The 21,754-nt window shown below is 32.8% G+C and carries 22 protein-coding genes and 1 CRISPR repeat array; of the genes, 8 read left to right on the plus strand and 14 right to left on the minus strand.

Going from position 1 to position 21,754, the window contains the following annotated elements; all coding sequences use genetic code 11:
• Window positions 1–10: 10 nt before the first annotated feature.
• From AC5LWZ_RS07430 to hemA, 3 genes are all read right to left on the minus strand, one after another.
• Window positions 11–253 (minus strand): zinc ribbon domain-containing protein, encoded by a 243-nt coding sequence (locus AC5LWZ_RS07430; RefSeq protein ID WP_198220307.1) that lies wholly within the window; start codon window positions 251–253, stop codon window positions 11–13.
• Between the two features lie 116 nt (window positions 254–369).
• Window positions 370–570 (minus strand): DUF1289 domain-containing protein, encoded by a 201-nt coding sequence (locus AC5LWZ_RS07435; RefSeq protein WP_198199975.1) that lies wholly within the window; start codon window positions 568–570, stop codon window positions 370–372.
• Window positions 571–658: 88 nt separating this feature from the next.
• Entirely contained in the window at window positions 659–1,930 is a 1,272-nt protein-coding gene (gene hemA / locus AC5LWZ_RS07440) for a glutamyl-tRNA reductase (protein WP_294892272.1), read from the minus strand.
• A gap of 159 nt (window positions 1,931–2,089) precedes the next feature.
• On the opposite strand from hemA, the gene lolB reads away from it, so the two are divergent.
• Together lolB and ispE are read left to right on the plus strand one after the other, a co-directional pair.
• On the plus strand, window positions 2,090–2,710 hold the full coding sequence (lolB, locus tag AC5LWZ_RS07445; protein ID WP_493457341.1) for a lipoprotein insertase outer membrane protein LolB: 621 nt from the start codon (window positions 2,090–2,092) through the stop codon (window positions 2,708–2,710).
• Between the two features lie 9 nt (window positions 2,711–2,719).
• Window positions 2,720–3,562 carry a 4-(cytidine 5'-diphospho)-2-C-methyl-D-erythritol kinase gene (gene ispE / locus AC5LWZ_RS07450; protein WP_493464186.1) on the plus strand — a complete coding sequence of 281 codons (843 nt, stop codon included), beginning with the start codon at window positions 2,720–2,722 and terminating at the stop codon, window positions 3,560–3,562.
• Between the two features lie 82 nt (window positions 3,563–3,644).
• Here ispE and AC5LWZ_RS07455 read toward each other — a convergent pair whose 3' ends face one another.
• The gene (locus AC5LWZ_RS07455; protein ID WP_294892275.1) at window positions 3,645–4,295 is read right to left on the minus strand and encodes a DUF421 domain-containing protein; all 651 of its coding nucleotides are present in this window, start codon (window positions 4,293–4,295) and stop codon (window positions 3,645–3,647) included.
• 335 nt (window positions 4,296–4,630) lie between these two features.
• Here AC5LWZ_RS07455 and AC5LWZ_RS07460 point away from each other — a divergent pair, with 335 nt between their 5' ends.
• Complete coding sequence (locus AC5LWZ_RS07460) at window positions 4,631–5,692, plus strand: bifunctional transcriptional activator/DNA repair enzyme AdaA (protein WP_493463383.1); 1,062 nt, start codon at window positions 4,631–4,633, stop codon at window positions 5,690–5,692.
• 183 nt (window positions 5,693–5,875) lie between these two features.
• On the opposite strand, the gene AC5LWZ_RS07465 is transcribed toward AC5LWZ_RS07460, so the two are convergent.
• The 3 genes from AC5LWZ_RS07465 to AC5LWZ_RS07475 are packed head-to-tail and all read right to left on the minus strand — an operon-like array spanning window position 5,876 to window position 9,355.
• Window positions 5,876–6,559 carry a response regulator transcription factor gene (locus tag AC5LWZ_RS07465; RefSeq protein ID WP_110447803.1) on the minus strand — a complete coding sequence of 228 codons (684 nt, stop codon included), beginning with the start codon at window positions 6,557–6,559 and terminating at the stop codon, window positions 5,876–5,878.
• 4 nt (window positions 6,560–6,563) lie between these two features.
• On the minus strand, window positions 6,564–8,006 hold the full coding sequence (locus AC5LWZ_RS07470) for a sensor histidine kinase (protein WP_493463384.1): 1,443 nt from the start codon (window positions 8,004–8,006) through the stop codon (window positions 6,564–6,566).
• 2 nt (window positions 8,007–8,008) lie between these two features.
• Window positions 8,009–9,355, minus strand: coding sequence for a vWA domain-containing protein (locus AC5LWZ_RS07475; protein ID WP_110447802.1), 1,347 nt, complete (start codon window positions 9,353–9,355; stop codon window positions 8,009–8,011).
• A gap of 270 nt (window positions 9,356–9,625) precedes the next feature.
• Between AC5LWZ_RS07475 and apt the strand changes: the two genes are divergently transcribed.
• The 3 genes from apt to AC5LWZ_RS07490 all read left to right on the plus strand — a co-directional run bounded on the left by apt (window position 9,626) and on the right by AC5LWZ_RS07490 (window position 12,638).
• Window positions 9,626–10,171, plus strand: coding sequence for an adenine phosphoribosyltransferase (gene apt / locus AC5LWZ_RS07480; protein ID WP_086320681.1), 546 nt, complete (start codon window positions 9,626–9,628; stop codon window positions 10,169–10,171).
• A gap of 242 nt (window positions 10,172–10,413) precedes the next feature.
• Window positions 10,414–11,184, plus strand: coding sequence for a dimethylargininase (gene ddaH, locus AC5LWZ_RS07485; RefSeq protein ID WP_493463385.1), 771 nt, complete (start codon window positions 10,414–10,416; stop codon window positions 11,182–11,184).
• 44 nt (window positions 11,185–11,228) lie between these two features.
• The gene (locus AC5LWZ_RS07490; RefSeq protein ID WP_493463386.1) at window positions 11,229–12,638 is read left to right on the plus strand and encodes a basic amino acid/polyamine antiporter; all 1,410 of its coding nucleotides are present in this window, start codon (window positions 11,229–11,231) and stop codon (window positions 12,636–12,638) included.
• A gap of 15 nt (window positions 12,639–12,653) precedes the next feature.
• Here AC5LWZ_RS07490 and AC5LWZ_RS07495 read toward each other — a convergent pair whose 3' ends face one another.
• Both AC5LWZ_RS07495 and nfi read right to left on the minus strand, forming a co-directional pair.
• Complete coding sequence (locus AC5LWZ_RS07495) at window positions 12,654–13,400, minus strand: tRNA1(Val) (adenine(37)-N6)-methyltransferase (RefSeq protein ID WP_493463387.1); 747 nt, start codon at window positions 13,398–13,400, stop codon at window positions 12,654–12,656.
• Window positions 13,390–14,055, minus strand: a complete 666-nt coding sequence (nfi, locus tag AC5LWZ_RS07500) for a deoxyribonuclease V (protein WP_198221108.1) — start codon at window positions 14,053–14,055, stop codon at window positions 13,390–13,392. The genes AC5LWZ_RS07495 and nfi overlap by 11 nt, the downstream gene beginning before the upstream one ends.
• A 60-nt stretch (window positions 14,056–14,115) precedes the next feature.
• On the opposite strand from nfi, the gene AC5LWZ_RS07505 reads away from it, so the two are divergent.
• On the plus strand, window positions 14,116–14,697 hold the full coding sequence (locus AC5LWZ_RS07505; protein ID WP_198247239.1) for an IMPACT family protein: 582 nt from the start codon (window positions 14,116–14,118) through the stop codon (window positions 14,695–14,697).
• Window positions 14,698–14,792: 95 nt separating this feature from the next.
• A CRISPR array of direct repeats spans window positions 14,793–15,126; the repeat unit is 29 nt; unit sequence GTGTTCCCTATACACATAGGGATAAACCG.
• Window positions 15,127–15,324: 198 nt separating this feature from the next.
• Here the strand turns inward: AC5LWZ_RS07505 and AC5LWZ_RS07510 are convergent.
• The 3 genes from AC5LWZ_RS07510 to AC5LWZ_RS07520 all read right to left on the minus strand — a co-directional run bounded on the left by AC5LWZ_RS07510 (window position 15,325) and on the right by AC5LWZ_RS07520 (window position 18,196).
• A complete protein-coding gene (locus tag AC5LWZ_RS07510) occupies window positions 15,325–15,975 on the minus strand; it encodes a hypothetical protein (protein ID WP_493463388.1) in 651 nt (216 codons plus the stop codon).
• Between the two features lie 193 nt (window positions 15,976–16,168).
• On the minus strand, window positions 16,169–16,960 hold the full coding sequence (locus tag AC5LWZ_RS07515) for a Vgb family protein (RefSeq protein WP_110447794.1): 792 nt from the start codon (window positions 16,958–16,960) through the stop codon (window positions 16,169–16,171).
• A 33-nt stretch (window positions 16,961–16,993) separates the two neighbouring features.
• Window positions 16,994–18,196, minus strand: a complete 1,203-nt coding sequence (locus AC5LWZ_RS07520) for an MFS transporter (RefSeq protein ID WP_493463389.1) — start codon at window positions 18,194–18,196, stop codon at window positions 16,994–16,996.
• A gap of 174 nt (window positions 18,197–18,370) precedes the next feature.
• Between AC5LWZ_RS07520 and AC5LWZ_RS07525 the strand changes: the two genes are divergently transcribed.
• Window positions 18,371–19,330 carry a LysR family transcriptional regulator gene (locus AC5LWZ_RS07525; RefSeq protein ID WP_493463390.1) on the plus strand — a complete coding sequence of 320 codons (960 nt, stop codon included), beginning with the start codon at window positions 18,371–18,373 and terminating at the stop codon, window positions 19,328–19,330.
• 73 nt (window positions 19,331–19,403) lie between these two features.
• Here AC5LWZ_RS07525 and AC5LWZ_RS07530 read toward each other — a convergent pair whose 3' ends face one another.
• Both AC5LWZ_RS07530 and AC5LWZ_RS07535 read right to left on the minus strand, forming a co-directional pair.
• Window positions 19,404–19,937, minus strand: a complete 534-nt coding sequence (locus AC5LWZ_RS07530) for a hypothetical protein (RefSeq protein WP_493463391.1) — start codon at window positions 19,935–19,937, stop codon at window positions 19,404–19,406.
• Window positions 19,938–20,088: 151 nt separating this feature from the next.
• A complete protein-coding gene (locus AC5LWZ_RS07535) occupies window positions 20,089–21,630 on the minus strand; it encodes a hypothetical protein (protein WP_493463392.1) in 1,542 nt (513 codons plus the stop codon).
• Window positions 21,631–21,754 lie beyond the last annotated feature (124 nt).

A 21,754-nucleotide genomic window follows, 5' to 3' on the forward strand; every position in this document is an offset into this window, starting at 1 on the left:
AAAAATTCTACTACCATCTACGTTTCCAGGCTGGTAATTTTTTTAAAATTGTATAAGCGGTCTCTTTGGCAACACAATAATCAATATTATGATTATTAGCATACTTAAGAGTTACCTCGTGCCATTTTTCGTCAAATGATTTCATTGTTCCATCGCTATGAGCACAATGTTTACAGTAGTTTTTTGACATATCATGCAGAGGATAATCAGCAATAGCCGTCATGGGCATACCACATGCAATACACATTTTCATATTTTCTATCCCCATTAATTAGCGAAGGTAATTAATACAAAACCATAATAATATATTTAAAAATGCTACTCCGAGTTGAGCAGGATTACAAGTTATAGGAAATGGATGTTTAAATATCAAAAATTAAAATCGATTTGTGAAAAAGTAATTTGATTATTTTGTTGTCGTTGCTGCTGCAAGAATTGATAATAACGTCTTATGGCCCTTTGTCTACATAATCGCAAAACTTCTTGTTTTTGATAATTAGAATAATTTAGCCAATTAAATCTTTCGTCTCGAGAACGATAGCATTTTATACAATACCCTTGCCTATCCATTTGACATACTCTTTGGCAAGGGCTTGGTATGTCAAAAAATTCAATTTGGTCCAATAACTACATCATCCTTTGTAGATCCCATCAAAGATTAATTATCTTCTAGGCCTAATCCCTTACTTAAGACTTTAAAACAATCATCACAGTCATGCGTTGCAGCATCCAGCAGTATTTGAGTTGGTGCATGGATTAATTTATTGGTTAATTTATGTGAAAATTCAAAAATAACATCATCAATATTGGCGCCTTGTTTAATCGCATTTAATGCTTTTAATTCTAATTGACGTTTGATAGTTTGAGCATTATTACGGTACTGTTTAACATACTCTACTGCATGGCGTGTTTTTAACCAATCAATATATTGCTCTGCTTGTTCTTGAATTATGTACTTGGCTTCATTGGCTGCTATTACTCGTTGCTCAAGATTATTTTGTACCGTTTGTTGTAGATCATCGACAGTAAATAGATGCACATCTTCCAATTGGCTAATTTCTGACTCAACATCTCGAGGTACAGCTAAATCAATAAATAACATCTTTTTATTATTTCGATCATGCATAGTGCGCTCTACCATCCCCTTGCCAATGATAGGTAATGGGCTAGCAGTTGAGCTAATAACAATATCAACATCTTTCAGCCGATTAGCTATATCTGGTAATGAAATAATTTCAGCCTCAATAAATGAAGCTAATTTTAATGCTTTGTCTCGAGTTCGATTGGCAACAATGACATGTTTAAAACCATGAGGTTTGAGATAACGTGAAATTAGTTCGATTGTTTCACCAGCTCCGACTAACATCACACTTAATGCAGACGTATCAGTAAAAACATCACGAGCCACTAGGCAGGCTGCATAAGCAACCGATGCAGTATTGGCGCCAATATTCGTTTCAGTACGAACAATTTTAGCTACATGAAAAATGGATTGAAAAAGTTTTTCCAATTCTGCTGATAAACAATTGTTTTGTTGTGAAAAACTATATGCTTGTTTAACTTGACCTAAAATTTGCGGTTCACCAATAATTAATGAATCGATGCCACAAGCTACCGACATAAGATGTTCAACTGCTTGCCGACCATCATAACAGTAAAGAGATGATTTAAATAAAGCTAAATCTAAACTATGATATTGTGTTAACCAATTTTCAACCGATTGTCTTACCCGCAGAAAATCACTTTCATGATCATAACTTAAGTAAATTTCGGTTCGATTACAGGTTGATAGGATGACACAGCCAGCAATTAAAGGATGCTGATATAAACTATATAATGCTTTATCAATAACCTCATTAGAAAAGGCCAGTTTTTCTCTTAAAGAAACGGGTGCTGTTTTATGATTGACACCTAATACAGTAATAGACATTGCATTGATTCTTTTGTAATAGTTTGTAAAGTTTTTATTAAGAACTCATTATACCTAAAAAAAATAATAAAGGTTAATTTCAGTTACTTTTTCTTATTCAGCCAATTATCAGCTATAATACGCCTTACTTTTGACCATACACAACTAAAGAGTTAATTTATGTCTAAAATCAAATATGTGTTCATATTCATTCTGCCGTTTATACTTAGTGCATGCCAAACAACAAAATATCAAACTAATGTATCTGTAGAACAGCAATGGCAAAACCATAAACAAGTTCTTGCACAAATTAATTCATTTCAAGTTAATGGTAGTATTGCTCATATAGGAACGAAAACTAAAAGTTATGGCCGTTTTATTATTACACAGCAATCTGAAAATTATTATGACGTTAAATTAACTACGCCAATTGGCACAAATATTTTAACCTTAAAAGCTGAACCTAATTACGCCGAATTAATTGATAACAACGACGTTCGCTACCATGATGTTAATGTGGAACTATTAATGAAGAAAATATCCAATATTAATATCCCACTCAATTCGTTACATAATTGGTTGAAAGGTTTTTCTGATGATAGCCAAGCTGATAAAATTGACAGCTCAGGCAGATTATCTTCCACCTCATTTATGCAAAATAACAATAAATGGTCATTAAAGATTAGCAGCTATGCTACTTATACCTATAAAAATAAAAAAATTGATTTACCTGCTATTATTGAACTCTCTCATGATGATGAGTTAATTCGTTTAAAAATTAGTAATTGGATATTAAGATAACAGATAATGATTATGACTCAATGGTTATCACCAGCTAAATTAAATCTTTTTTTATATATAACTGGACGACGCCCAGACAATTATCATGATTTACAAACTTTGTTTCAATTTATTGATATTTGCGACAAATTGACTATTACGACTCGTGATGATGGGCAAATTAATCTATTAACGCAATTTGATAATATCCCAGCAGATAAAAATCTAATTATTATAGCCGCTAAGCGTTTAAAATCTTATGTAAACACTAATAAGCTTGGTGCAGATATTGCCATAGATAAAATGATCCCCATGGGCGGTGGACTTGGTGGCGCTTCGTCAAATGCCGCGACAGTGTTGGTTGCGTTAAATCAATTATGGGGTTTACATCTGTCGCAAACTACCTTGATGGAAATAGGTAGCACAATCGGTGCCGATGTACCTATTTTTATTTATGGTCATGCTGCTTTTGCAGAAGGTATTGGTGATCAGTTGCAACAAGTTGATATACCTCAATATTGGTATTTAGTCAGCAACCCTAATATAGAAATTTCAACGGTTACGGTGTTTAATGATCCGAATTTACCACGAAATACACCTAAGCGTAGTATTGAACAACTGATGTCCATTTCTGTTGATGATTTTAGTAATGATTGTGAAACCGTAGTGCGTCAGCGTTACCCTGAAATTGATAACCATATTCAGCAGTTATCGCGATATGCGCCAACCAGATTAACTGGCACCGGCGCTTGTGTATTTACACGTTGTGAGTCAAAGCAACATGCGTTATCAATACAGAGCGAACTTAAATCCAACTCCGTAAAAAGCTTTATTGCTAAATCATTAAACATATCACCACTTTACGCTAATTAAATAATTTTCTTAAAGCAATAATCATTGACCATATAAATAATTTAAATTTATATGGTCAGTGGTTAGTTATAAAAACATAAACTCATTTTACTGCATCATTAGGTATTACAAAAAGTCGATGATCATAATATTCCACACAATAAAGCCCTTGGAAACTTTTATAACCTTGTTTTGCTAAGTTTGATGTTAACCATTTTTCATCTTTACCAATTTGTTTTAAAACATCATCTACTGGTTGTTCATTTTCTAATACAATAACCGATATATCTTTGTCACCTTTTTTTACAATAGATAATTGCCCATTCGGTTCCAAAATTGCTTTTTCAACATCATGAATAGTAAAAACATTTTTCATTCTAAGCAATACAGCAAAACTAGCTAGATCTAAATTAATTGAGGTGAAAGCGTCCAATTTTAATTTACCTTGATCCATCAATATAATTGGATTACCGACAATAAATGCCTTAGCATTTTGACTGCGTTTTTTTAAATAATTAGAGCTATACATAATTGCCGTCCACATCAACAAAACGACAATAAAATCATATATGGTTAATTTGGGGTTATAGATAATCCCGCCAGCAATGCCACCTAAAATCATATTTCCAATAAAATCAATGCTCGACATTTGTGACAGTGAAGTTTTGCCGGTTATTTTTAAAAATAACAGAATACAGATAAATACAACCAACAACTTTAAAGCAATAATAAGGAAATCAAGATAACTAAGCATAGTACTCTCCAAAATAATAAATGCCTAAGGCAATAGAAGCAATTAGTACTAAAATTGGTCATAAAAACAGATTTAAATATTAAGTATTTACAAAAAATATTAACAACAATGAACGAAGGAATGACTATTAAATAATAAAAATCTTGAGTGATAACAAGTGATGTATCAATATTAGATTGATAATGGTCATTTTAGCAATTTATTTTTATTAAACAGCTAAAAAATTTACGAAGAAAGTGAATAAAAATAGTTGTCAATTTTTCGGTTGCGCAACGAATAGCATTTTTAATAAGCTTAGTTCATAAATTACCGAAATTTAGACAAGATAGAATAAAATGCTAATAACTAACCCTAATCAAAAAGAGACTTATTACCGAGCTTTACTTGAAAGAGATCATAGCTATATTGGGATCTTTTATGTCGGAGTCAAAACCACTTCGGTATTTTGTATTGCAACTTGCCGAGCAAGAAAACCAAAATTTGCTAATGTCGAATTTTTCGATTCATTCAAATCAGCGCTTGATGCCGGTTATCGACCTTGCAAAATATGCAAACCAACCGAAAATGCTAATCAAGCACCAGATGAAATAATTAAAGCCCTAGCATTAATTAATAATAATCCTAAACAAAAGATCACTGATTATCAGCTCAGACAAAATAAACTAAGTCCTGAAACTCTTCGCCGTTGGTTTAAAAAACATTACGGAATTACTTTTCATGCTTATCAACGAATGTATCGAATTAACAGTGCTTTTCAAGAATTAAAATCAGGAAAAAATGTTATTAATACTGCCTTTGATACTGGTTACAATTCCTTAAGTGGTTTTGGTTATACTTATAAAAAAATCATGAAAAAGTCACCTTCAGCAAACCAACAGCAAGACGTTATTTTAATCGATAGATTAACCTCCCCTTTAGGTCCTATGTTTATTTGTGCAACAAATCAAGGAATTTGTTTATTAGAGTTTGTAGATAGAAGAATGTTAGAAACAGAATTTGAACAACTACAAAGCCTCCTTAAAATGAAGATTATTTTTGGCGAAAATGAACATATCAAACAAGCTAAGGTTGAAATTGCCGAATATTTTGCAGGGACAAGAACAAACTTTACCGTTGCCTTACATACACCAGGCACCCTATTTCAACAAACCGTTTGGGATTGCTTAAAACACATTCCCTATGGAGAATTAACCACTTATAAACAGCAAGCACAAAGAATTAATAATCCACAAGCAATTCGAGCTGTCGCCAATGCCAATGGTTATAATAGAGTGGCGATTATTGTCCCTTGTCATCGAGTAATAGGATCGAATGGAGAACTAGTTGGTTATGGCGGTGGATTAGAAAGAAAAAAATGGTTAATTGAACATGAAAATAAAAATCGTAACCATCGATAATTATTGAAAATAATAATTATCAGTCAATCAATAATATTACAAAAGCTATAGAAAAAAATTGCTGTGATACCTTATGTCATGTCTCACCTAACCTAAATTAATTGCTCAATATAACGTCATCTCTTTTTGAGATGATGACTTAAAATACTAAAAAACTCAGCTCAATAGAATTTTATAGCTAATTTAATGTCTATAACCAATTCCATGTACCGTTTTTATTAAAGTGGGTATGGATGGGTTAATTTCTATTTGTTTTCTTAATTTTGAAATATGTTGATCAAGAGTTCGACTATTAGGTAGAAAATCATATCCCCACACATAATCAAAAAGCATATCTCGAGTAACAACTTGATTTTTATATTGATATAAACATTCTAAAATCTTAATTTCTCGTAAAGTTAATTCAATTATCTGATCATTTCTTTTAGCGTACAATTCGGTAGGATATACATTTAAATCGCCAAATTGAAAATAATCTTCTTTAGAAAGAGTTAGATGTTTAGATTTTAAATAACGTTTAGCAATAGCCTTAATTCTTGCTCTAAGCTCATGAATACCAAAAGGTTTATTCATATAATCATCAGCACCTAGTTCTAAACCAATAACCCGATCGATTTCTTCATCCTTAGCGGATAAAAATAAAATTGGCACATCTTCATTTAATTTACGAATTGCACGGCAAACAGAATAGCCATCAAGCTCGGGCATCATAATGTCTAAAATAATAAAATCGGGTTGATATTGATTGAATAGTTCCAGCGCAACTTTACCATTAACAGCTTTAATAATAATGTAGCCCTCTTTTTCTAACAAATCTGACATGCCATTAAGAATGTGCTTATCGTCTTCAGCAATTAAAATTTTCATTATACTACTCCATTAATATCAGTGAAAATGCCATTCCCGGATTATGATTCATAACTTTAATCTCTCCGTGGATCTGACTAGCTAACTGCTTGGCAATCGTCAAACCGATTCCTGTACCCGAAACGCCTTCAGTTATCGATGAATTGACTCGATAAAATGGTTCAAAAATCTGTTTTAATAGATGGCTGGCAATACCATCTCCATAATCACGAACAGTAATTGTGACCAGTTTTCCTTTTCTGGTCAAAGATAAATCAATTCGCTTACCATTAAAAGCATATTTCTCGGCATTGCTCAAAAAGTTATTGAGAATTTGCATGACACTATCTTCATCAGTATCAACTATACAATCATTTTCAAGAGTAGTGATGTTCAGTTGTAATGATTTAGCCTCTAAAATAGGTTTAAAAGTTTGATATATCTGTTTAATTAGTATGGTTAAATTTACTTGTTTTATATTTAAACGACTTGGCTTATTAAAAGTTAAAACATTTTGCACCAATCGCGTAAGTCGTTTACTTTCTGCACTAATTATATGCAGATAATCAGGAACAGGGTCCGGCTCATCTTCTAAACATTCAGATAACATTTCTGAATAAAGAGAGATATTGGTTAAAGGCGTTTTAAATTCATGCGAAACCTGCCCAACAAAACTTACTTGTTGTTTTGCTAAACGTAGTGTTCGGGTATATTCTCGATAACCGTAACCAATAAACCCAAGCAAAACGATAAAAAATAATCCAATAACGCCTGAACCTAATAAATATAAATTAACTAAGTTTGGTGAAGAATAATAATAGGTTAAATGCCAATTTTGTAGGGGATAATTAAGCCTTAGAGAAATTTCATTATCGAATTTTTCACCATTACTATATATCTGTTTATCGCCATCGGATAATTTAAAATTATCATCAGAATCATATGTATCTAATAAACTAATAACATCAAATGAAAACTTTATATTGGAAAATTCAAAACCAATAATATTATCCGATTGAATTGTCCAATAAATTAAGTGGTTATATATTTGATACCAACCAGAGCTTGGTTGAGATTGTTCTGAATAATCTTGTTGATTGATCAAAACAGAATTATCTAATGCAATTGATTCAACCAGATTGTGCCATTGAGAATCATCAGAATCACTTAAAAATAAAATCCTATTTTTGTTGATGATAAAAATATTCTTAAAATCCGTTTCCGTTTCTAATAAATCCTCAGCTTTACCATAGTCATTATCAATTTGTAATGCCAAACTATTAAGATAAGATAGACGTTGATTCAACAACGATTCAATCGATAATTTGATATTATTCATATGACTTTTAGCGAGTAAGGTTTCATTATTTTCTCTTAATAAAACCTCATGTTCAACGCTTCGCCAACCTAAATAACTTATAAATGTCATTAATATCAATAAAGATAAAATCGTTGTTAATTTCTTCATAACTATTTTTTAATTACATTACTTTTTGACTCAAACTGTTGTTGAGTTATTATTTTACGAGAAACATTTCTATTCTGATTTTTAACGGCATCAGCCATAATATTATTTTTCTCAATTTGGCCATCTAATCTCGCTTTTGACGAAGGTGATACGATTATGTCTGAAAATGATGCAAGTCTACTGCTATTTTCTATAAGCATCATTTCTGCTTGCTCTTGCATACCTTGATCATAGAGCTCTAATGCTTTTTCATTCGCAATTGTCACTTTTTGAATTTCTGACTCTGCTAAGACATCTTGGATTATTGAATCCTCGACCAATTTTTGATTATTGGTATACGCAATGTTAACCGATTGCGTTTGATGTTCAATCTTATTTACCAATAAATTATCATACTTCAAATCAACTTGAGCTAAAGTTTTATTTTGACCCACTTTACCTTCATCAGGTATCACTTCTAACAATACATACTTTTCTTGGTTGGAAAACAATTGATTCATTTTAACCGTGACTTGATTCTCTTTGATCACGCCATCTCGACCAAGTAAACGCACAGGTTTAACACCATCTTTCAATTGAATAGTAATCACAACGTCTTGAGCAATAGTTGACATTACATCAGTAAATTCGTGAACAAACACATTTTCGAGATCGGCAGAATTATTTACAAACACATGATTTCCATCACTATAACTTGCGATCGATGACATTAATAATTCATTATAATCAGAACCTATCCCCATAGTGGTAATAGCAATATTCTTTTTCGCGGCAATAATAGCCAATTCAGATAGCTCATTTACTGAGCTTGGACCAACATTAGCCTGACCATCAGATAGCAAAATAATACGATTAACTTTATCTTTTGTCAGTTGATTTTCAACTTGCTTAATACCTTTACTTAAGCCAGCAAATAAAGCTGTTCCTCCACCGGCAAAAACATTTTTATTAATTAATTGTATAATTTTTTGTTTATTTTTTACTTTGGTTGCAGGCACAATCACTTTTGCTTCATTATCATAAGCAACAATAGATAGCGTATCTTCTTCGTTCAATAAATTAACCGCAAAAATAGCTGCTTCTCTCGCTTTTTCGATGCGCTCCCCACCCATTGAACCTGATTTATCAATAACAATAGCTAAATTAATAGGAACGCGTTTATTGGTATCAATTTTTTGGCCTGATAATGAGACTTTTAAGTAATTTTTTTCTGGATGGCCTTCCATTATAACTGGTGAAGACAATTCTGAACGAACTTGAATTTGTTTCACCCCACTGTTTTGTTCTGCATAGCTTAATAAGCTACAAATAGAAAGCCCCAACATGGCAAATATTTTAATAAATTTCATAGTGTTTCCCTTCCTGTATAAAGTTTATTCAATTATTCACCAATTGCCAAATAAACTGTCTAATTAATGTATTTAATTGTAAAAATTTGTAAAAAGTAAAATCATAACCGAGATAAAATTATCGTTTAAAAATATGTCTATTCGTACTTAAACTAACCAATCTCTAGATTTTACGGTGTGTTAACTGTTTGTTTATTGCCAGTCAAAACCGCATAGGTATATAATAAAATATTATTTGCTCTTAAAGAGAATAGTTAGAGAACATTTAATATGACTCAATCAAAACTTGAACTTATCAGAAATAGTATTATTACTATACCTAATTATCCTAAACAAGGGATTTTATTTCGGGATATTACCAGTTTATTAGAAGACCCAATCGCCTTCAGAACATCAATCGATCTTTTAATTGAGCATTATAAAGATAAAAAAATTGATAAAGTTGTTGGCACCGAAGCGCGTGGTTTTATTTTTGCCGCCCCTCTTGCTTTAGCCTTAGGTGTTGGTTTTGTGCCTGTTAGAAAACCGAATAAGTTACCGCGTCACGTTTATAGAGAAGAATATCAACTCGAATATGGTACCGATACTTTAGAAATGCATTGTGATGCCATAAAACCTAATGAGCGAGTATTGATTATTGACGATCTACTAGCAACAGGAGGGACCGTTGCAGCAACCGCTAAATTAATTCAAAAAGCGGGAGGGATCGCTGAAGATGCCGCTTTTGTCATCAATTTACCTGATTTACAGGGTAAAACCAAATTAACCGCTATGGGAATCAACTGCTATACGTTAGTCGATTTTGCTGGTGAATAATCTTTATATTATCGGGCGATAATTCGCCCTACTTCTAATCTCATATTAGCGATGCTTATTTTAAATATAAACAATTAATTGTTGTTGCTCACCATTTATAAATTCCTCTCAATATTTCTGATCAACAAAATAGCATAAAAATGCATATTACAAACCTATAAGCTAATCAAAAAGCTTGATTTTGTTTTTTTAATGAATTATTATTCAAAATTACTGCATAATTATTACAAGGAATTTATAAGATGAAAAAATTTAGTCATATCATTGCTAGAACACCGGCGAAATCATTAATTAATGGCTTAACGTCAGCTAATCTAGGCAAACCTGACTATCAAAAAGCGCTCGATCAACATAACAGCTACATTCGAGCATTACAACAATGTGATGTCGATATCACCATCCTACCAGCTAGCGAACAATTTCCTGATTCAGTTTTTGTTGAAGATGTTGCCCTTTGTACACCTCATTGCGTAATCATTACTAGACCAGGCGCGGAATCTCGTCGAGCTGAAATAGAGTTAATCACGGAAGCAGTTAGTCGTTTTTATCCAAATAAAGTTGAATATATTAAGGCGCCTGGCACCGTAGAAGCGGGTGACATCATGATGGTTGAAAATCACTTTTACATTGGTCTTTCCGCTCGAACCAATCAAGAAGGTGCAAACCAAATGATTGCAATATTGGAAAAATACGGTTTAACTGGTTCGGTCGTCACTTTAGAAAAAGTATTACACTTAAAAACGGGACTTGCCTATTTGGAACACAATAACTTATTAGCTGCAGGTGAATTTATTACTAAGCCAGAATTTCAACATCTCAATATCATTGAGATCCCTGTACAAGAAAGTTATGCCGCTAACTGTATATGGGTCAATGAACGAGTGATAATGCCAGCTGGTTATCCTATTACTAAAGCAAAAATTGAAGCACTCGGTTATCAGGTCATTGAAGTTGATACTTCAGAATATCGCAAAATCGATGGTGGAGTAAGCTGTATGTCATTGCGATTTTAATTTAAAAAACCACAAAAATTAAACCAACTAAATAAGAAAACAATATGAATACACCAGTAAGAAAAAAGCTTGGCATACTTCCTCTCACATTACTGGTGGTGGGAAGTATTGTCGGTAGTGGTATTTTTAGCCTACCACAAAATATGGCCGAAGGCGCCGGTGCCGGAGCAATACTTATCGCATGGGCCGTGACATTATTCGGCATGTTTATGTTGACACGAATATTTCAATATCTTTCTATTCGGTTTTATAAAATTAATGAAGGTTTATATGGTTATGTTCGTGAAGGATTTGGGGATTATATCGGTTTTAATGCCGCGTGGGGTTATTGGATATCAGCTTGGATGTCTTGTACTAGCTATTTAGTTATCTTATTTAGTGCATTAGGCTCTTTTGATTGTTTTGCATTTTTTGGTAATGGTACGACAATTCCTGCCGTTATTGCCGGACTTATCCTTTTATGGATTATGCACTTTTTTGTCATTAACGGAATTTACCAAGCATTTTTACTTAATTGCCTAGTAACGCTAGCTAAAATTGTACCTATCGGTTTATTTATCGTTTGTGTTATCTTAGCCTTTAAAATTTCAACTTTTAACACTGATTTTTGGGGAACACCACAATTAGGTTCAATCATTGATCAGGTAAAATATACTATGCTTTATACTGTATGGGTTTATTTGGGGATTGAAAGTGCTACTGTCTATGCTGCACGAGCGAAAAATATAATCAGTATAAGTCGAGCCACCTTTTTTGGTTTTGCCATTACTAGTCTTTTATTAGTTTGTGTTTCCGTTCTTTCATTAGGCATTGTGCCACAACATGAACTCGCACAAATGAAAAATCCGTCAATGGCACTAGTCATTGAACATGTCGTTGGTAGTTGGGGCGCCACATTTATTAATATTGGTTTGATAGTTTCAGTAAGTGGTGGATTATTATCATGGTTAATGTTAGCTGCAGAAATGTTATTTTTAGCCGGTCAAGGTAAACAACATACTGTTCCTAGATGCTTTGGTAAACTTAATAAAAACAGCACACCAGCTAATGCTTTATGGTTAACAACCAGCTTAATTAGCTTGTTAATTATACTTGCTCATTTTTATGAATCTGGTTATAACACGCTGATTCAATTATCAACATCTATGGTGCTTATCCCCTATCTACTTTCAGCACTGTTTATGTTTAAATTAGCAATACATCAACCTAGAAAATATCTCATTTTCATTGGTGCATTTGGCTCGCTATATGGATTTTGGTTGATCTATGCTGGTGGCGTATCATATTTACTACTATCAATGATCTTATATAGTGTTGGGCTACTGTTTTATCTTTATGCCAGAAAGCAAAGACAACTATCAGCGTTTAGCTATTTACATGATAAAATTTATGCCATAGCTATAGTGGTACTTGCCATTATAGCCATTGTTTATTTTTATATCATTCCTCATTAATCAATAATTAAGGCGTTATTTACGAAATAGATAAAAGTCGGCCAACAGTTGTCTAAATTGTTGGGAATAACGCCCTTGTTCATCTCGCATACACAGTGATTGGCGTTCAACACTAGCATGCTGATTAAATGAAAATGCCATCAGTACTAACGAATAGTCTTTATTTGCTGTATATTTAACTTGCAGTTCATGACATAAATATAACTGGTTTAACGCAGTTAATTGTTTAAATTGTTCAGTAAGATGATAAGGTAAAACTAAACCAAACAACCCTTGCGGATTTAATAATCGTTTTACTACATCAATAAGTTGCTGATAGTTAAGACTTTCTGTATAACGGGCTAATTGCCGTTCTGTACTACGACACTCTACAGCAGACTGAAAATAAGGAGGATTAGTGACAATTAAATCATAACATCTTCGCTCAGTAGTCCTAAATTGATTCACATCGATATTTAATGGCTTAATATTTTTAAAGCCTGCATTTAAGCTATTCTCTCGACATTGCAATATAGCTTGCATATCGATATCAATCGCATCAATTTGACATGCCTGATGTTCTAAACGTTGAGCCAACATTAAGGCAATTACGCCACATCCAGTACCGATATCTAAAACATGTTGTACATCACCTTTAATTGGTACCCATGCACCTAATAAACAACTGTCAGTTGTCACCTTCATTGGACTTTTGTCGTGAGCAATAAAAAAACGTCTAAAGGTAAATCCACCTTGTTTTAATGGTAATTGATTATTTGCCATGCTTAAATTTTCTAAATAATGGTTTATTCGATGCAATTGCGTCAGCCCAGCGAGTTGGTTCAGGCAATCGATAACCTCGTAAACACTGTTTTACCCAATGTAATGCACTAGTTTGACTAATTTTGTGTCCTGCTGAAATAAATAACGGATTACAATTATTTTTACTCTGCAATACCCAACCAATTTGCTCATGTTTATCTAGTAAAGGGGTTACATTACCCGCTTGTTTTGCTTGCTCTTGATATTGCCCACATAATTTGCTTTTTGCGACACCTATAGTTGGCATATCTAACAATAAACCAAGATGACTAGCAATTCCTAAACGTCTTGGATGCGCTATCCCCTGACCATCAACTAATAGTAAATCTGGTTTATGTTTAAGCTGTTGCCATGCATTTAACAATGCTGGGTATTCTCGAAAAGATAGATATCCCGGAATATAGGGAAAACTTGTCGCTAATCGAGCAATATGATACTCAACCACATCAAAATCAGGGAAAGTCAATGTCACTATCGCAGCTCTAGTTACTGTTCCATCTTGCTCAAAACCAACATCTGTACCAGCAATTAATTTGATTGCAGGATTAAATTCATCAACCAGCCTCACCTGTTCGGCTAGTTGTTGTTGTGAATGTTTTAATTGTGCTAAATTGATAGACATTTCAATTCTGCTGAGTATTATGAGTTGCAATAAAACGATTTTACCAGAATTAGTATGTCTTATACATTAACAAATCCTAGCCAATTAACCGAAGAGATAAAAAAAAGCCGCTTTATTGTCAATGCGGCTCCAATTATTAATGCTCAACAGGCAGCCGAGTTTATCGACAGCGTCAGTGATCCAAATGCAACACATAATTGTTGGGCATGGAAAATTGGTCAACAATATCGCTTTAATGATGATGGTGAACCAACCAGTACCGCAGGCCGCCCTATTTTATCTGCCATCGAAGGTCAAGATTGTGATCAGGTGGTAGTGGTAGTTACCCGCTATTTTGGTGGTATCAAATTAGGTACAGGTGGACTCATTCGGGCTTACGGTGGTTCGGCTAGTCATTGTTTACAACAAGCAGAATTAATTGAACTTATCACTAGAATTTCTTTGCAATTTCACTGCTATTACAATGAATGGCCAATTATCGAAAACCGTTTAAAAGAACTGGATGCGCTCATTGAACAACAAGATTTTGATGCTGAAGGCGTAACTGTCAGTATTGCTATCACACTAGATAATCTAGCTATACTCAAAAAAAATATTAGCGATATTACTCGCGGTAGAGTGATTATCAAGACTTAAAATATCTGTATAAACACACAGTTAAATATAACAAAAAAATTGGTAGAAATTGTAGACTGAGTATTTTAATTATAAAACAAATGGTTATAATTAGAGTGTTCCCTATACACATAGGGATAAACCGAAAACCGTTTTAAATTTGTCGATATTGACCCAGTGTTCCCTATACACATAGGGATAAACCTCGATCTCTAAACCATTAAACATGACTAACCCTGTGTTCCCTATACACATAGGGATAAACCGCGATTAATAGTTAGTGAGCACGCAACCGTAAGGTGTTCCCTATACACATAGGGATAAACCGCAAAGAGCCTTTAGCTCCAGCGACGATTAATAGTGTTCCCTATACACATAGGGATAAACCGGGCCCGTAAGAGGCAAATGCACTTTGAATCAGGTGTTCCCTATACACATAGGGATAAACCGCTTGATTTTAGTGACCTATTAGATATTGCATCGTGTTCCCTACCAATATAAAGATAGATTCAAAATGGATGAATATGACACAAAGAGCTGGAATTATTTTTTTGGTCGTTTTCTTGTAAAATTCAACTATTTTTGACCAGTAAAACTCAATATTACTGGTCAAAAACTTGCTAAAAGAGAGTTAAATTTTCGCTTTGATTATTTAAACGCTACTAAACCTTTATAATGTTCATTTACAGCAGCTATTAACGACCTAACTTGTTCATCACCATCAATAAAAATATAAACATTATCTAATCGAGGATAATATTGCTTGAAAAATTTTCCACTTGGGGTTCTTGCCGGACAAAAATGGAAAACAAGTGCATCCTTGCTACAACCCATAGCCATAAAATCGTCCCAATAAAAAATACCTTCCATATCGATCGATTTTATGTAGATACCTTCTTGGAAATAAGCACAATAACATTCAACAGGCCATTCAACATTTTTTTTATAAAGCTTCTTAACAGAACGTATTTCTAAATATATATTGAAATAATGATTTACAAGATAGACTAAAATTCCTATGTCAATTAATGGAATTAAAGCCAAATACTTTCCAATTTTGTTGGCCAAAGAAGGCGAAAATAAATTAATTAAGTAAGTTACTATAATGGCGAGGATAAAGGCAATAATCACAGCAAAAAAAGTGATTATTGCCTTTTTAGGAAAATACATACGATGTATTATTCGGGAAATTTTTGCCAAAAGCTCTGCTCGTGATTCAAATCTAATTGTACGCTCAAACAAAAAATGCGCCTCTTTAGGATTGAAAGCATAATAAGGTTCTTTTACTCGTTGTTTCATTGATATTCCTAATACGATTTCTTTTAATGATAAACAGAATTATTATAGAACATCACGATTAGTTGTAAATTACCTCTTTCACTTTTCTATCACATATAGGAATTCCCTTATAATTTTATGTAGTTAATTCTCCTATTAATATTTATTGTTAGCTAATATCTTTGTAAAACTTATTAAAATATTGAAGATAATTTTATTTATCTTTCAATTCATATACAGTACCGTCACCCCAAGTACCAATATAATAGCTACCATTATGATAAGCTAACGCTACTGCTCCAGATAAATTGCCAACTAAGGTCGATACTTTTTTAGTTTTTACATCAATTTGTCGAACCATTCCAGCACCATTATCAATAACGGCGGCAACATTTGGTGCAACTGTAACAATACCAACACCTGGGCGATTGAAATCCGAACCTAGCTCAGTTTTAGTGCCATTTGGGCTGATCATGGTTAAACGACCACTGTATTGTGAAACAACTAAACTGTTATCAGCTAATTGAGTTACACCAACTGGTGTGGTCAATCCACGAGCAATAATGCTTTTTTTCTTAGTTTTAAGATCAAGAGAAACTATCTCACCAGTTGAACGATTAGTAATGAGTAATTGGCCTTGATTAGAAAAAGCGATACCAGTAGGAGTATGATAACCATCAGATATTTTTTCTGATTTACCATTACTATCAATTTTTACAATATAATCATCGCCATATGATGAAACATAAACATTATCTTCTGCATCAATAACGATACCAGCTGGTGAAGATATACCTGAATAAAAAGTCTCTGTTTCACCATTTGATTTGACTCTCGTAACTGAGTTACCTGACCAATTGGTTACATACATTAATCCCTTACTATCAAACGCAATGCCTGTTGGTGCACTAAAGCTTGAAGAAATTTTAGTTAAATCAGCCATACAGAATGCTCCATAAAAACAACAAAATATAAATAGTGAAAATTGTAACAATCTTTTTTTCATGATGAGTCTCCTTAATAATTAATACCTACAATTTTATTTTCTATGATTACTTTTGATAAGTTGAATACCAACTAACGCTAAAACTAGATTAACAATTGTCAATAAGACACAAATAGCTATCACGCCATTCCAAGCCATATTTTGATAAACGATACCTAATAAATAGGTACCAATACTGCCTCCTGCCAAACAAGAAAGTAAATATAAGGATGAAATAGCTCCGCGTGAATTAATGGGTACATTTTTATTAAGCATGGCAATAACTAATGGTTGAATACCAAATACAAACAAAAACAAACTAAAAATCCCTAACCCAATAACATATAACCTTGAGCTATAACCAATAGTCACAACCGTTACACATACAGCTAACAAATAAATGATTAAAAGATAGCGTTCATTTATAACCCGTAATAATTTACTCGTAATTATGGTTCCAATAATCGCACTAAGCCCAGCAAAATTAAGCCATCCCAAAACTGTTGCAGATAAAGAAAAAGGTGCACTTTTTAGATAAAAAGTGAGTAGTGAAGATAATCCTAAATAAACAAAGAAAAGTAGAAAACCAACAGATAGAAATATTATCACTGTTTTATCAAATAATATTTTAATTGCCGTCAAATATGTACCAATTACACTGGTGGTTGAAGATTGATGGCTTGATTGTTTTATCGCGAAAGGAACAAAAAGACATGCGATCGTTATCAAACCGGCATATATGGCAAAGGCAACTTGCCAAGACCAAAAATCAGTTAACATAGCAACCAAACTTCGACTAAAAATAATACCTATAATTGAAGCTGAAATCATAATACCCATTGCTTGCGGTAACTTATGATTAGGCGTGTTTTTAGCTGTATAAGCAAACAATGCTGCCGGAACCGCTGCGGCAAAAAATCCGATCAATGACATAACCACCAAATATAAATTGAAACTATCTACAATCATAGATAACTCTAGGCAACAAACAGTTCCAATACTGCCAACCAAAACTAACAACTTGGTTGAAACTTTATCCGATAAAGGGCCATAAATAAAAAACGAGATAGCATAAAAAAAACACGATAAGCTGAATACATTTCTGGCGGCTAAAATATCGATATCATAAGTTTGAGAGATCTCTTGAAAGATAAGTTGACTTATATAAACCGATCCGACTAACAGCACGATTAATAATGCTGACAGCACTAAACGCGGTTTTGTCTGTATTGGCTCTTCTGTAGAGATGGATTCCATGAACAAAATACCAATTGCTAATTGATTAAACTTGAGAGAGGTTATCTAACAATACAGCAATATAGAAATACATATTTTGTTATACGAAATTCGTATCGCAGAAAAAATCATATAAACAAATGCAAAAAACAAAGTTCTCATTCATAATAATAATAATCTAATTTAGATAGATAAATGACACAAACGCTTACAACTCAGCGAAATAGTTTATTAGGGATAGTAAAATTTATGGACATCTATAGCAAAAGATTACCAACGATTAAACAATTACAATATTTTATTGCTGTTTGTGAAGAACTCAGTTTTACTGGTGCAGCTGAAAAACTGGGCATTAGTCAACCCCCTCTTTCAACTCAAATTAGAAATTTAGAAGACAAGTTACAAAGCACATTATTTTTGCGAAACTCACACAACGTTGTATTAACCAAAGAAGGGGAAATATTAAAATCAAAAGTAACACAATTATTAAATGATCTTTGCTCTATCACTAAAGCAACTAAGACAAGTATTCTTGAAAAGGTCACGGTAGGGACAACAAAAACCTTATCTTTTGATTATATTCCTTTCTTTAAATTATTTTTATCAGAATTTAGAGATGAGACTAAAATATATAAACATAACTATACTTCGAAAGAGCTACTTATTGAACTACAAAAAGGCAATATTGATTTTGCAATTGTCTCCGATTACCCAACTAGAGATTTTAGTGAAAACTCATTACTCATTTATCAAGAACCAGTAACATTAGTATTACCGGCAAGTCATCCATGTTGTCAACAAAACAAAGTAAATCTTGATGATGTCACTGATTTACCATTGTTTTGGTTTAAACAACAAGTAAATCCTTTTTTTTACGATCAATGTGAACAAGTATTCAATAAACTCGCCCATCCACTATCTCGTCGAGCCGAACTTGCAGATAATTTATCTATGCTGCTAGAGGTTGCATTAGGTAAAGCAATGATGCTTCTACCACAATCAATGGCACAAGCTAAAGTTGAAGGAGTTACCTATAAAAAATTGATCTCAAATCAAGATAAAAGATTAAAAATAAATATTTATCTGATTTGGCGTAAAGATTTAAAAATCACCGCAGTTAATCAGGCGATAATAAATTATTTTAAACGCGGTTAAAGTATAGAATGGCTTCATTAGGATTGCAAAAACCCCCTTTCCTCAAAATTTTCATTTTTTAATAAATTGGTATTTATCGTAATTTGCGTTGCAAACTTTCAATAAAGTTTTCTATAACAATATTGTTATTATATCCACGTTGCCAATTTCTTAAAAACATGATTTGTTTAGGATTTAGGTATATAGGCTTACCTTCAATTTCTACGCTTCGCTCATTTGAAAATAAATGTTCAGAAGTTAAATGTGAATCAGATTGTTGATCAGTAATATTTTTATTTAGATTATTGTTAGTTTGAGCAAAAAACTGCCTAAACCAATTATCATAATCAGCTAAGTCATATTCACCAGCTAATTCATAACCCCAAGCAGTTTTGCGAATATTTTCAAAATGAAAATGCAAATTCCGTTTTGGAAAAGCACAATAAACAAAATGATATTGTTGGAATTTTCCAATTGTATATGCTGATATTTTAAAATTATGTTGCAATATTTGCGTAACAATAAAAGCCGATTGATTATAAATTCGTAAAAAAGAACCTTCATCAATTAGGCTTAAAAAACCTTGTCTTTGACTAATTTCTAATTTGTCATTAATTTTAATGTTCATTTTTTATTCTGTTTTTTTCGGCGTGATAACGCTAATCGCGTCATCACGCCGGTGACTGGGCGACTTTCTTTTTCAAACTTGAGTTCTAACGATTTATCTTATAATTATAAACTTATAATGCTCATAAAAAATCTAATATAACAATCAGTAATTATCTGCAAACAAGATAACCAGGTGCATTCGATCTTTCCGCATCAACACCAATTAGCCCTGTTCCTGCATTAACATCAACATGATTACCATAATTGCTACCATAATAACGATCTTTCGTCCAATATCTATCATTGGCTTTCTCCCAACCAGAGTCAGGATAAGATGTACGAACTGTATATCCCCATTCAGGAAAAAGACCCTCACCAATTGCTCGTGTATAACCATTAGCAGTATTTTGAGTATCATTCATATTATATTGAGGAGCATTAGTTAGTTCTTTGTATGATAATAATTGATCCTCACCACATATTTGGATTGCAGGCTTCCACCAATCAAAAAAACCTTTAACTGGATTTACCCATACACTAGTAGGATTAAAAGTATAGTCATGTTTGACATTTGAATCTTGTTTTAATGTAGCTCGAACAGTTACATATCCACTAGGTTTACCATTTAAAGTAACATAGCCTTTTTCATCGACGACTACTTGTTCTCCAGGGTTATTTGTAATAGTAAATGTATAATCACTTACTGGACGAGTAAAAATCAACTGAAATTTAGCACCCTCAAATCCGGTTGTAGGAAATTTTTTACCTCCTGATTCAGTAGGATTGATTTTAAACCCTAAATTTGGCACATAATCTGAATTATAACCGCCACCAGCAGCTGTTCTGGATGTATAATTAGGATCATTCCATCTGATAAATCTATTATTACTACCAAAGCTTAACCATTGATTTCTAGGATTTCTTTCTATCGCATAAGGTTTTACATAACAAAGCTTCGATGTTAATGAGATTTTGTATACTTTTTTTATTGTGACAAAATCACTTTTTCTTGGCTGACCATATTGTGAAAGTGCTTGCACTTGATTACTTATCTCTAACCTTAATGGAAATGAGTAATCTTCTCCACAGTCTGTTAACTCAGTTTTATCTTTGGCAGTTATTTTATTATCATTAGCATCAAACCATTGCCACACAGTTGCCGTCATTAAAAAGGGCTGCGTTGGATCGATAGCATCACCGTCTAAATCTTGATAATTAATTTTATTGTCTAACGTTTGATAATTATATTGTTTTACAATAAATTGATTTAGATCTAAATTACCGTCAAACTCTTTAATTTCACCTTCTTTTATATTACCTGTTGATTCACTATAAAATACACCATTTACCGTGAAACCAAGCTTATCTGAGGCTGTTTTTAAATTAACAACCTTAGGGCTATTTCCTTGAATAACATTGACTGTAAAACTACTTAAACCATAAGAATTAGGCACCATAGATAGATATAAGAAAATAAGAAGCCACTTTGGTACAAAAAATTGCTTAAAAGAATAGAATAATAAATTATTTAACGATATATGTTGTTGAAGTGATTTTTGTAAACAATTTGATACACTTTTTATTGAATGGATATAAAAACATTTCTGTGTTAATAATAAACCCGATGCCCGATGCCCGATGCCCGATGCCCGATGCCCGATGCCCGATGCCCGATGCCCGATGCCCGATGCCCGATGCCCGATTAAGACCACATTTTAACATATTTTCGCTAGTCCCTGCTGTAATTTACGCTTAATTTTCAATTAAAACAATTAGATAAATATCTAACTTCATGTTTATTAGTTTAAATAAACATCAAACTAAAATCATTAAAGA

It is taken from the genome of Gilliamella sp. LMG 34362, from assembly GCF_984569125.1.

Bases quoted from the DNA above. Each gene is read 5' to 3' on its own strand.
- AC5LWZ_RS07430 (WP_198220307.1), bottom strand. From the start codon at position 253: ATGAAAATGTGTATTGCATGTGGTATGCCCATGACGGCTATTGCTGAT.
- AC5LWZ_RS07435 (WP_198199975.1), bottom strand. From the start codon at position 570: ATGGATAGGCAAGGGTATTGTATAAAATGCTATCGTTCTCGAGACGAA.
- hemA (WP_294892272.1), bottom strand. From the start codon at position 1,930: ATGTCTATTACTGTATTAGGTGTCAATCATAAAACAGCACCCGTTTCT.
- lolB (WP_493457341.1), top strand. From the start codon at position 2,090: ATGTCTAAAATCAAATATGTGTTCATATTCATTCTGCCGTTTATACTT.
- AC5LWZ_RS07455 (WP_294892275.1), bottom strand. From the start codon at position 4,295: ATGCTTAGTTATCTTGATTTCCTTATTATTGCTTTAAAGTTGTTGGTT.
- AC5LWZ_RS07460 (WP_493463383.1), top strand. From the start codon at position 4,631: ATGCTAATAACTAACCCTAATCAAAAAGAGACTTATTACCGAGCTTTA.
- AC5LWZ_RS07465 (WP_110447803.1), bottom strand. From the start codon at position 6,559: ATGAAAATTTTAATTGCTGAAGACGATAAGCACATTCTTAATGGCATG.
- AC5LWZ_RS07470 (WP_493463384.1), bottom strand. From the start codon at position 8,006: ATGAAGAAATTAACAACGATTTTATCTTTATTGATATTAATGACATTT.
- AC5LWZ_RS07475 (WP_110447802.1), bottom strand. From the start codon at position 9,355: ATGAAATTTATTAAAATATTTGCCATGTTGGGGCTTTCTATTTGTAGC.
- apt (WP_086320681.1), top strand. From the start codon at position 9,626: ATGACTCAATCAAAACTTGAACTTATCAGAAATAGTATTATTACTATA.
- ddaH (WP_493463385.1), top strand. From the start codon at position 10,414: ATGAAAAAATTTAGTCATATCATTGCTAGAACACCGGCGAAATCATTA.
- AC5LWZ_RS07490 (WP_493463386.1), top strand. From the start codon at position 11,229: ATGAATACACCAGTAAGAAAAAAGCTTGGCATACTTCCTCTCACATTA.
- AC5LWZ_RS07495 (WP_493463387.1), bottom strand. From the start codon at position 13,400: ATGGCAAATAATCAATTACCATTAAAACAAGGTGGATTTACCTTTAGA.
- AC5LWZ_RS07505 (WP_198247239.1), top strand. From the start codon at position 14,116: ATGTCTTATACATTAACAAATCCTAGCCAATTAACCGAAGAGATAAAA.
- AC5LWZ_RS07510 (WP_493463388.1), bottom strand. From the start codon at position 15,975: ATGAAACAACGAGTAAAAGAACCTTATTATGCTTTCAATCCTAAAGAG.
- AC5LWZ_RS07515 (WP_110447794.1), bottom strand. From the start codon at position 16,960: ATGAAAAAAAGATTGTTACAATTTTCACTATTTATATTTTGTTGTTTT.
- AC5LWZ_RS07520 (WP_493463389.1), bottom strand. From the start codon at position 18,196: ATGGAATCCATCTCTACAGAAGAGCCAATACAGACAAAACCGCGTTTA.
- AC5LWZ_RS07525 (WP_493463390.1), top strand. From the start codon at position 18,371: ATGACACAAACGCTTACAACTCAGCGAAATAGTTTATTAGGGATAGTA.
- AC5LWZ_RS07530 (WP_493463391.1), bottom strand. From the start codon at position 19,937: ATGAACATTAAAATTAATGACAAATTAGAAATTAGTCAAAGACAAGGT.